Raw genomic sequence first — 11,621 nt, 5'->3', positions numbered from 1 at the left:
TATATAGATCGGACTGTGCATCCATAGTAAAGATTCTGTCTTTGCCAGGCTAGCGGAAGTATAGTTGAACCGTTGCCTGGCTACTTTGTATATTCAGGCTGCAAATTCAAATTACAAATTATACAAGGGAGGTACTAGTTATGCAAAAAAAGAGAAAGATTACCGTGACGCTGTTGGCGACAGTGGTAGTCGCGGCCCTGGCTGCTTGCAGCCAAAAAGATTCTTCGCCTGGCAACTCGGCAGCACCATCAGTTGATCCTACGTCGACAGGCGAACAGAATGCGTCGACGATTGGATACCCGGAAGCGTTTACCTATTGGGTGACGAAAGGTTCCACTACATTAATGAACAATAGTGAGATGGCGATGTATAAAGAGATGGAACGAATCACAGGCACAAAGGTGAAATTCGAGCATCCGCCAACAGGCCAGGAACTAGATCAATTTAATCTGATGATGGTATCCGGTAAAATGCCAGATGTTATTTTTTATGACTGGATCAATCATTATCCGGATAAAGCGATCACGGAGAACAAAATTTTGCGTTTGAATGAGTTGATTGAAGAGCATGCGCCGAATTTATCGAAATTATACGAAGAGCGTCCGTATATTAAGAAAGCTGTGATGAGCGCGGAAGGCAATATGTATGTGTTTCCACTGATTGGCGACGATCCGCGATTAACAGTCTTTAATGGTCCGATCATTCGACAGGATTGGTTGGATAAGTTAAAACTGGATGTTCCAACTACGATTGATGAATGGGAACATGTCTTAACAGCTTTTCGCGATGAAGATCCCAATGAAAATGGCAAGGCCGACGAGATCCCGCTATTGTACAATATCGTGAATACGGAGTACAGCTATGCATTTATGGGAGCATTCGGCATTACTTCTGGTTTTTTTAAAGATCAAGATACGATCAAGTACGGTCCTTTTGAGTCGGCTTATAAGGACTTCTTAACGGTCATGAATCGCTGGTATAAGAATGGTCTGATTGATCAGGATTATGTGACGGTCGATGGCCAACTGATGGACGCAAAAGTAACGGGCGATCAGGTGGGAGCATTTGTCGGCTGGTTGGGAGGCAACTTGGGACGGTATACGAATCTGATGGCGGATAAAGGTACAAGTTTTAAACTATCAGGGACGCCATTCCCTTCGCTGAGCCAAGGAGGGACCTCACTTGCTAATCATGATCCTATTTTCTACGGGCAAGGTGCAGCGATCTCGGCGACTGCCAAAGATCCCGAGAAAATTGTGAAGTGGCTGGACTATGCGTATGGAGAAGAAGGACATCTCTTGTACAATTTTGGGATTGAAGGAGAAAGCTACACGATCGTAGATGGAAAACCGACCTTTACAGATCTGATCATGAACAACCCGAGAGGGCTGAGCATTCCTGAGGCATTGGCGGAGTATACAGTAATGGGCACCCAAGGTCCATTCGAGTTTAATGCCGATGGATATGAGCAATACATGACGCTAGCGGAACAGAAAGAAGCTCAGGCCCAGTGGTCCAAGGCAGATTTTAGCAAATTAATGCCAACTCTGTATATGACGATTGAGGAGCAAACCCGATTTAGTGCTATTATGGCTGACCTGGAAACTTATCGTCAAGAAATGACGAACAAATTCATTATGGGCGTCGAAGCGCTCGACAAGTTTGAGGATTATATCAAGACCTTGGAGAGTATGGACATCAAAGAAGCGATTCAAATTCAGCAAGAAGCGTATAACCGATATCTGAAGTAATCATCTGCGATTCACGAAAACTATAGAGCTGACGCTTGCAGTTCAGCTCTATAGCGGCTCGTTTTAACAATGTAAACCTATATAATGGATTAAAAGGGGGTATTTCCTTGAAGGGTTCGGTAGAACAAACCCATAAATGGATAACAACGAGACGGGATACGTACCGAGCTCGACTAGTTCGGGATATCCGCTTGCATCGCTATGTTTATATGATGCTTGTGCCGGTTGTGCTCTATTATGCGATCTTTCATTATGCTCCGATGCTTGGCCTCCAGATTGCATTCAAAAACTATTCGCCGATGACCGGTATAGCAAAAAGTGAGTGGATAGGGCTTGCTCACTTCTACGATTTTTTCTCGAGCTTTTATTTTTGGCGACTCTTGAAGAACACCCTGTTACTTAGCTCGTACGATCTGGTTTTTGGCTTTACCGCACCGATTATTCTGGCGTTATTATTGAATGAATTGCGAAGCATAGCGTTTAAGCGGATCGTTCAGACGATTACTTACTTGCCGTACTTTGTGTCATTGGTTGTGATTGCAGGACTGATTGTAGATTTTCTGGCAAGAGATGGTCTGATTAATAATGTCCTAGGCAATCTGTTCGGTATGGAGAATCGCGCTTATCTATTGGAGGCTAGTTCCTTTCGTACCATATTTATAAGTTCGGGGATTTGGCAGACAGTCGGCTGGGGCTCGATTATTTATCTGGCAGCGATGTCTGCGATCGATCCATCTTTGTATGAGGCGGCCAAAGTAGATGGGGCCAATCGTTGGAAACAAGTCTGGCATATCACGCTTCCAGGTATTATGCCGACCATTATTATTTTGTTGATTTTGCAGATCGGCAATTTAATGGCAACCAATACAGAGAAGATTCTGTTGTTGTACAACACATCGACTTATGAGACAGCTGACGTGATTGGGACATATGTGTACCGTAAGGGCTTGCTGCAAGCCAGCTTTAGTTATAGCGCTGCTATCGGCATGTTCAATTCTGTAATCAATTTCGCCCTGCTGATAGCCGCTAATTCTGCCAGCAAGCGATTGTCAGGAACTAAACTGTGGTAAGGGGGAGGAGCGGATGCGGCATATTTCGTGGAGTGGAAAAACGTTCGATCTATTTAATTATCTAGCATTAACGTTACTGATGTTAGTCACACTATATCCCTTTTGGTATGTATTGGTTTCATCGCTAAGCGACCCTCTTTGGGTGACCGCTCAGCGCGGGCTGATTTGGTGGCCGGAAGGCTTTCATCTGGAAGCTTACAAATCCGTTTTTAAGAATCCGGTCATCAAAAGCGGATATGTTAACACGTTAGTTATTGTGCTGGCGGGCACCGCGCTCAATTTGGTACTGACTTCACTGGCTGCCTATGCCTTGTCACGACCGAATCTGATGCTGAAGAACGCGATCACGTTTTATATTGTGTTTACGATGTTTTTCAGCGGAGGCTTGATTCCATTTTATATTGTTGTGTCGGAGCTGGGGATGATCGATAGTCTATGGGCATTAATCATTCCGAATGCAATGAGTACGTTTAACTTTATCATTATGCGAACTTCGTTCCAGGCCATACCTGTCAGTATGGAAGAGTCGGCTCGCTTGGATGGAGCCCATGATTGGACAATCCTGCTCCGCATCGTCTTGCCGTTGTCGTTGCCGGTTGTCGCTGTGATGATCTTGTTCTACGGCGTAGCCCATTGGAATTCCTGGTTTAGCGCCGCGATTTTCTTGCGTAGCCGAGAGTTATACCCCTTGCAGCTTGTGCTGAGAGAAATATTAATTAACAACAATACAGAACAGATGATGAGCGGCATTTCCGCCAACAATCGTGCGATGGTAGGGGAAACCATCAAGTATGCCACGATTATTGTGGCAACGGGGCCGATCCTGCTTCTGTATCCATTTCTGCAGCGTTATTTTGTCAAAGGCGTTATGATAGGAGCGATTAAAGAATGAGCGACCATTTAATTGAAACGGACAGCTTAGCCTATTTCGATTGCAATGCTTTCGTTGGTCAATACGGCTATAAGCATCATCGTCAAGTATGGCGAACAGAGGATGTTGTCAGCGAGATGGAACGCTGCGGCATCGCCGGCGCGATTGTCCATCATGGACTGTCTCGCACGCATGCACCCGACTACGGAAACAGGCGATTGGCTGCGGAACTCGACAAAAGCCCGCGGCTATTTGGCTGCTGGGCGGTCTTGCCGGATCATGCGACGGATTTTGCATCACCAGCCGAGTTAATAGAAGCGCTGCGGGAACATGATATCCGTGCAGTCACGATGTTTCCGCGCACGCATCAGTTTGAACTGGACAACCGGACAGTCGGCGCTTTACTGACAGAGCTGGAACGTGCACAGATTCCTTTGTTTATTCAATCCGATGAGATTTCGTTTGCTCAACTTGACGGGATCTTAGACCGGCATCCCCATCTGTCGGTGCTTCTGCTAGGATGCTGTTGGGGACAAGAACGCCGGCTATTTCCGCTGATGGATGCTTATCCGCGGTTAGGGATTGATCTGTCCAGTCTGCAGAGCAATCGAATCATAGAAACACTCTATCAGCGTTATGGCGCCGAACGTATATTTTATGGAAGCGGCATGCCGTATAAAAGTCCGGGTGCAGCCCGAGCGATGATTGACTATGCCGATATCCCCTACCGTGCCAAGCAACTGATCGCTGGCGAGAACTTGAGCAAACTGCTGGGAATTAAGCCGCCAACGGCGGTCTTTCAGGCTGATGCCATTACATTCCAAGCTGCCAAGGGGGTTGCGATCGATGCAGTGAATGTACTTGATTCACATACACATCTGATTGAAGATGGCGGGCGTACGGGGAGCGGGCTGCCGATGCTTGGCGGGGATATCGATGCAATGATGGCGATGTATCGAAGGCTGGGGATCCGCTCTATGTCGATCGCTCCTTGGGCAGGCATCAACGGTGGTGATGCTGCAGCCGGCAATGTGATAGCCGAACAAGCCCGCAGCCGCTATCCGCAAGAGGTTAACTGCTACGCAGTGATAGATCCGAACTATACGCGTGATGTAGCCGCAGAAGCACGCAAGTGGCACTTGGAAAAGCAATTTGCAGGTATGAAGCCTTATTATTATTTGTCGCATACAGCGTATACGGACCCCGTATACAAGCCTTGGTGGGAACTTGCTAATGAACGGCACTTATACGCGCTGGTAGATCCTGCGTTGATTGCCGACCAGCAGTATGTCGAATGGATTGATGAGTTGGCTACTTGTTACCCGCAAGTCCAGATTTTCATGGATCATGCGGGACGCAGTTTTGAGATTGCAGATTTGTATGCCGAGGTAGCTCTGCGTCATGACAATGTAACCTTGCAATTAACCTATACATCAGTCCCACTGGGCGTAATCGAATATTTGACCGAACAGGTAGGCGCTCGCAAAATCCTGTTCGGCACGGATTCGCCTATGCGTGATCCACGGCCGCAACTGGGATGGTTGGCCTATGCCAACCTATCACTGGAAGATAAGCGTCAGCTATTTGGAGATAATTTTCGTCGGATTTTGCAACGTTGCAAATTGAAATAATCCATTCATTAGGACGGAAGGGGCGCTATATCACGATGAATTCAGGAAAACGAATGATCTCGATTTGGATGTCTTTGCTTCTGGCAATTAGTTTTTATCTCCCGTCAGGAATTGCATGGGCAGGAGAGGAAGAATTGACTGAACCTGTTATCCGAATGTCATTTGAAGGCGATCTAACGAATTCAGGCAGCAGCGGGCTGACGCCTGTTCTCGCAGGAGGAAATTTAACATACGAGACAGAGGGTGTATCTGGTCAAGCGGTTGCATTCGCTAATCGATTTCTGGATGGTGATGTGCGCACGGCCTATATCGATCTTGGTTCGGAGCTGGGATTTGGCGAGGACGTCGATTTTACAATCGCCTTCTGGATCAAGGCTGGCGAGTTGGATAGGTGGCCGGCGGTCATATCCAATAAACTGGCGATGGATGATACGGGACTTCAGCTTTTCCTAGATGTAAATGGTCAATTGAGGTGGCAATTGACGACAGAGGGAAACGAAAAGTTTACGGATGTGTATATGGGGCAGGTAAATGATGGGTTCTGGCATCATGCTGCGGTTACGCATGATCGGGATGGATTTGCTCATTTTTATTTCGACGGTGTCAAACTAGAGAATAAATCTGTGGATCTGTCCCAACGGCCAGGCAGTGTGGATTCAGAATATTCGTTCAAGGTTGGCGCGTCAGGTGCAGGCACAATGGTGAATTACATGGATCAGTTAAATATTAGCCTTGATGAACTGCAGATTTATCGCAGGGTGCTAAGTTCTGAAGAAGTGGAGGGATTGACCAAGTTGCCCGTTCAATTAGAGCTTGATCATCTTGGCGCCATTGCAGTGGGAGATCGTATCAAACAGGGTGCTGCTTTTCTGTACGGCGACAAAACTATGGCCTATGCAGCCGGCGGGGTGACCTTTCAAAGTAGTGATAATGCAGTAGCGGAGATCGAACCTTATACGGGAATGATTACGGCGAAAAGTGCTGGTGAAACAGTGATCTCAGCCCATTATGGCTCTTTATCAGCCCAGTATACGCTTGAAGTGAGCGTAGACGCAGGCAATCCAGATTGGCTGAATCGTCTATCGAGCCAGCATCCACGCTTGATGGTTACCGATGAACTATTGACTGAATTCAACACCAATCTGTTGACGGATGCGCATCTGCAGTTATGGTATGAAGATGTGGAAGGGCAAGCTCAGAATATCCTGGAAGACGAAGTATATGATCCTTTGAATATTAAGCGGATTGAACTACTGGCATTTATGTATCAAGTAACAGAAGATCAGGTCTATGCAGAGCGGGGATATGAAGAGCTTGCCAGTCTGGCTGCGAAAGCTGGATGGTCACCCGATTACTTCCTGAACCATGCAGCCTATCTAATCAGTGCAGCAGTCGGGTATGACTGGTTTTATCAGGCCTGGACGGAGGAGCAGCGAATGGTGATTCGAGATGCGATCATTACGAAGGGTTTACTGCCAGCTCGAACCATCTATCGTTATGAAACAGCATCGCCTTATCTCCAAGCTGAATGGCCAGGTAGAGTCGATAACTGGAACGTCGTAGGCAACAGTGGTGTGATCATGGCGGCTCTTGCCGTGGGCGAACACGCTCCGGCACTAGCGGATGAAGTGCTTGCCTATGCGTTAAACTCGCTTCCTGTCGCACTGGCTAAAACAACGCCGGATGGTGGTTGGTATGAAGGTATTTCGTACTGGAGCTACATGTGGAATATGCTGGTTCGGGCATTGGCAGCTCTAGATACGGCGCTGGGCGAGGGTTATCATAACCTGACTGAGATCGCAGGTATGGCCGATACAGGCAACTTCCCAATTTATATGACAGGCCCGACACAACGAATGTATAATTTTTCGGACAGCTACAGCGGGACGTCAGACTTTTATCAGATGTTCTGGTTGGCGCGGCATTATGACAAGCCGGAATTCACGCAGTATCAAGCGTTATACACAGATATAGCAGCTAATACCTGGGGTGTATATCCACTTTCATCGCTTTGGTATCAGCCTGAACACATGACACCATCGATCTTAGGCCAGGTGCCGCTCGATCGATTATTTTCAGATTCTCAAGTTGCTTCAATGCGAAGCAGTTGGGAGGATCCTGAAGCTATATTCGTAGCATTCAAGGCGGGCGACAATAATGGATCTCATGCCGACTTGGATCTAGGTTCTTTCATTGTTGAGGCGGCGGGGGAGCGCTGGGCAGAGGATATGGGAATGGGTCGCGATGATTGGACTTATTATTATAACAACGGTCCGAACGGATATCGTTGGCAATATTATATTAATCGTGCCGAGGGTCATAACACACTAGTTATCAATCCTAAAACGACAAATGACCCATGGCAGTCTGTCCCCGACCAGAATCCCTTGGCATCGACAGCCCTGACTGAATTTGAATCTAGATCGGATCTGGCATACGGCATCATGGATTTGAGCACGGCCTACAGTTTGCATGATGCGGTTGATGTGAAGCGAGGAATCGCACTCCTGAACGATCGAAAACAAGTGCTTGTGCAAGACGAAATCATGCTGGATGAGCCGGGAGAGATCTGGTGGTTTATGCATCTGAATGGAGAAGTGACGGCTGAGATAGCGTCAGACAAACAATCTGCCATCTTACAGAAAAATGGTAAACGGCTGTGGGTAGGGCTGGCCGAAGCGGTAAACGGCGCCGAGTTCGTTGTGCAGGATGCCAAACCGTTTCCAGGTTCGCCAAACCCATCGGATCAAATAACGAATCCGATTACACCTGATCAGAGTTCACACACACCTTCGCAGAAATTGTCGCTCCATCTGAGCGATACAAAGCAAGCGAGATTGCCAGTGCTGATGCAAGTGCTTCAACCGGGGGAATCGGCGCCGGCCAAGAAGGATCGGCTGACCGCTGTAGCGTTATACGACTGGGCGGAGGCGTTGGGTCAGCCAACTGAGGAACCAGGGGTTCCGGTGGAGCCTGCACAGCCGCCTCAGTCTGAAACTTCATCTGATCCGACGGAGCCCGCAGATGTGCAGGAAGAGAAGGAAGTGCGAGATGGGAGTCAGACGGGATATGAACAAAGCCGATTTCTGGATATTCGAGGACATTGGGCCGAGGAAGCGCTGAGCAAAGCACTTGAGTTGAACTGGCTCAAAGGATATGAAGACGGGCTGATGCGGCCAGATCAGGCAATAAATAGAGCACAGTTTGTAGTTTTATTATCGAGGGCATCGGCTTGGCCCAATGAAGCCGTCAGGCTGAGCTTTACAGATAAACAAAAGATTCCCGCATGGTCGGTTTCGGCGGTCTCCACAGCAAGTCGGTTGGGAATTGTTGTTGGTTATGAGGATGGCAGTTTTCGACCGTCCAACGCCATCACAAGGGCTGAAATGGCAGCGATGATCGCCCGTGCCATTAAAGTCCCAGCGGCCGGCAGTCCGACAACTGGATTTGCCGACGATGCTGCATTTCCGAATTGGGCTAGAGGCTATATCGCGGCTTTGGTTCAGGCTCATCTCATCCAGGGACGGGAAGGGAACCGGTTTGCAGCACATGAAATGGCTACCAGAGCAGAAGCAGTTGTTATGCTGCTTAGAGCACAGAGCGGCCAGCCAGTTTCATGATATATGCAGGTAATTCATTGAAACTTGTTCCCTTGAAATAGTATGGCGAAGGGCAAAATGCTATCTAAATGTATAAATGGAGGCGGAGAAAATGCTGGCTTTGCTAGGTGGTACAAAAACGATTAAAGAAGAACATGTGGAAATGTTCAAGTGGCCCATTATAACAGAGGAGGATGAGATTGCAGCTTTGGCGGTCATTCGCAGCGGAGCGATGTCTGGAACCGACATTACGAAGCAATTCGAGAAGGAATTTGCCCAGTGGCTCGGTATGCAGTATGCTCTTGGTTTTAATAACGGCACAAGCTCCTTATTGGCTGCCATGTATGGCTGTAAAGTGGGAGTGGGCGATGAAATTATTTGTCCGAGCGTCACCTACTGGGCTTCGGCATTGCCAGCCTATGCCTTAGGGGCGACGGTTGTATTCGCCGAAATTGATCCAACCACGCTATGCCTTGACCCGAATGATCTCGAGCATCGTATTACAGAGCGCACCAAAGCAATCGTTGTTGTACATTACTTGGGTCATCCGGCTGATATGGATGCGATTATGGCCATTGCCCAAAAACATAATATTAAAGTGATAGAGGATGTCTCTCATGCAATGGGAGGCTATTATAAGGGCCAAAGAGTGGGGACGACCGGTGATGTTGGAGCAATGTCGCTTATGTCGGGCAAATCACTTGCGATTGGAGAAGCTGGTATTTTTGTAACAAATGACAGGGAAATTTATGAACGTGCTATCGCATTTGGCCATTATGAGCGATTTAACGATGATATCCAGACGGAAGAGTTAAAGCCGTATGCCGGCCTGCCATTTGGCGGTTACAAATTCCGCATGCATCAAGTCAGTTCTGCGATCGGCAGGGTTCAATTGAAATATTATGATGAAAGAATTGCAGAGATTGACAAAGCGATGAACTATTTCTGGGATTGCTTGGAGGGAGTTCCGGGGATCAAGGCGCATCGGCCTGCCAAAGACTCGGATAGCACGATGGGAGGCTGGTATGCGGTTCGCGGCCATTATATCCCTGAAGAGCTGGACGGACTATCCGTCACTCGGTTCTGTGAAGCAGTCCGGGCGGAAGGAGTCCCTATTGATGCAGGCTGCAATCTGCCTCTTCATCTGCACCCACTACAGCATGTGGTCGATGTGTATGGCCACGGCAGACCGACGGTGATTGCTAATAGCGTGCGTGATATTCGCCAACCAGCAGGCAGCTTGCCTATATCTGAAAATATTGCGTCGCGCGTCTACACCGTTCCGTGGTTTAAACAGTATAAGCCAGATATTATTGATCAATATGTGGAAGCTTTTCGCAAAGTTATTGCAAACTACAAAGAGTTACTGGACGGGGACACAGGTAATCCGAAGCGGATTGGCAGTTGGAACTTTTTTAAACAAAAATAACGGCGGACTATGAAAATAACAAGCACAGTGAATTGGATGGTCCATGGCGCTGTGTTTGTTGTTTGTGCCATAATGGCAAGGGAATGAGGATGGGAAGCGTCTAAAGGATTTATGCAATTGATGTTCACAGGAAGATAAAGTATATTAATTGATATATTATTTATATTAAAAGGCGAAAGCAACAATATTAACCGGGTTGTCCGTTGATGCAATCGCCGCAGCTCGGATGGGAGATTTCGATTAATTGTGGACAATGATATGTGAAGCAAGGAAAGGGGAAGCGGAGAGCAAGATTGGAACTGGAGAAACGGTAGTGGCCGCCTTTGTATCACAATTTTACCCTTTAATAGGGCTTATGTAACCTGAAAATTGGCGTACAACAGCGGTCTTAAGTCCAGTCTTGATCGCAGCACTGTCCTTTTCCAGTGCTTGTTGTCTTATCCACAATTATTCGACGTTTCAACGGGAGGGGTAAAGATGGAGATATTTACGCATTTCTATGAGCAAGAGGAGGTTGCAAGACGCGCCATAGATATAGCATTGCCTGGGGAACTTGCGCATAAAACCGCGCTGTTCTACATCCATGGCGGAGGATGGTCAGCGGGCGAAAGGGAAGCCTTTCATACCCATTTGCAATATTTCGCAATGAAAGGGTATGCATGTGCAACAGCAGGGTACCGGCTTGCTCCAACTGTTCAATTGGCTGATCAAATGGGCGATATTGTTGTCGGTTATCGGTTATTTGTTAACTGTTTGAGAGATCAGTATGGGAATGAGATAGAACGGATAATTGTGCTCGGTAGCTCTGCCGGTGCACATCTTGCTTCACTATTGGCTATGACAAAGCCTGATGAGTGGGTTATTGAGACTGATCTGAGGAGAAATTGGCAGTATCCCGCTGCTTGTGTGTCCATCAATGGGCCGGGTACGTTAGAGGAATGGAAGGATATGAATGAAGAAATTAAAGTGAGCATTGAGCAAGTTATAGGTGCGCGCTATGGAGAAAACGAGCAGCTATTTCGGCAAGCGTCTCCACTAGCTCGAGTTCACCCAGATGTGCCCGATTTCCTTTTTCTTATTGTCGGCAAGGAAGAGTATTTTCCGCATAGTTATATTTATGAGTTAGAGAAAGAGATTAAGCAGCATGGTTCATATGCCGAGACTGTTTTATTTCCTGAGGCGGAACATGGTTTCTTCTATGGGGTAACGAGTAAGCAGCAGCAAGAAGCATTAAGCATCTTGGAAGCATTTCTCGCTCGATACGAGTAGG

The 11,621-nt window shown here is 47.4% G+C and carries 7 protein-coding genes; all 7 read left to right on the top strand.

The features are described 5' to 3' along the window. Positions 1 to 140: 140 nt before the first annotated feature. The 7 genes from V1L65_RS21180 to V1L65_RS21150 all read left to right on the top strand — a co-directional run bounded on the left by V1L65_RS21180 (position 141) and on the right by V1L65_RS21150 (position 11,620). Positions 141 to 1,751, top strand: coding sequence for an extracellular solute-binding protein (locus V1L65_RS21180; protein ID WP_331701248.1), 1,611 nt, complete (start codon positions 141 to 143; stop codon positions 1,749 to 1,751). Positions 1,752 to 1,858: 107 nt separating this feature from the next. Continuing rightward, positions 1,859 to 2,821 (top strand): ABC transporter permease, encoded by a 963-nt coding sequence (locus V1L65_RS21175; protein ID WP_331701247.1) that lies wholly within the window; start codon positions 1,859 to 1,861, stop codon positions 2,819 to 2,821. A 13-nt stretch (positions 2,822 to 2,834) separates the two neighbouring features. Further along, complete coding sequence (locus V1L65_RS21170) at positions 2,835 to 3,713, top strand: carbohydrate ABC transporter permease (RefSeq protein ID WP_331701246.1); 879 nt, start codon at positions 2,835 to 2,837, stop codon at positions 3,711 to 3,713. Next, positions 3,710 to 5,323, top strand: a complete 1,614-nt coding sequence (locus tag V1L65_RS21165; RefSeq protein ID WP_331701245.1) for an amidohydrolase family protein — start codon at positions 3,710 to 3,712, stop codon at positions 5,321 to 5,323. Before V1L65_RS21170 ends, V1L65_RS21165 begins: the two co-directional genes overlap by 4 nt. Before the next feature lie 35 nt (positions 5,324 to 5,358). Continuing rightward, entirely contained in the window at positions 5,359 to 8,943 is a 3,585-nt protein-coding gene (locus tag V1L65_RS21160) for an S-layer homology domain-containing protein (RefSeq protein ID WP_331701244.1), read from the top strand. Positions 8,944 to 9,034: 91 nt separating this feature from the next. After that, positions 9,035 to 10,351 (top strand): DegT/DnrJ/EryC1/StrS family aminotransferase, encoded by a 1,317-nt coding sequence (locus V1L65_RS21155; RefSeq protein ID WP_331701243.1) that lies wholly within the window; start codon positions 9,035 to 9,037, stop codon positions 10,349 to 10,351. A 477-nt stretch (positions 10,352 to 10,828) separates the two neighbouring features. Continuing rightward, positions 10,829 to 11,620 carry an alpha/beta hydrolase gene (locus tag V1L65_RS21150; protein ID WP_331701242.1) on the top strand — a complete coding sequence of 264 codons (792 nt, stop codon included), beginning with the start codon at positions 10,829 to 10,831 and terminating at the stop codon, positions 11,618 to 11,620. Position 11,621 lies beyond the last annotated feature (1 nt).

Source organism: Paenibacillus sp. IITD108, assembly GCF_036541265.1.
Lineage (GTDB): Bacteria > Bacillota > Bacilli > Paenibacillales > Paenibacillaceae > Pristimantibacillus.
This window is presented reverse-complemented; position numbering and strand designations above follow the sequence as displayed.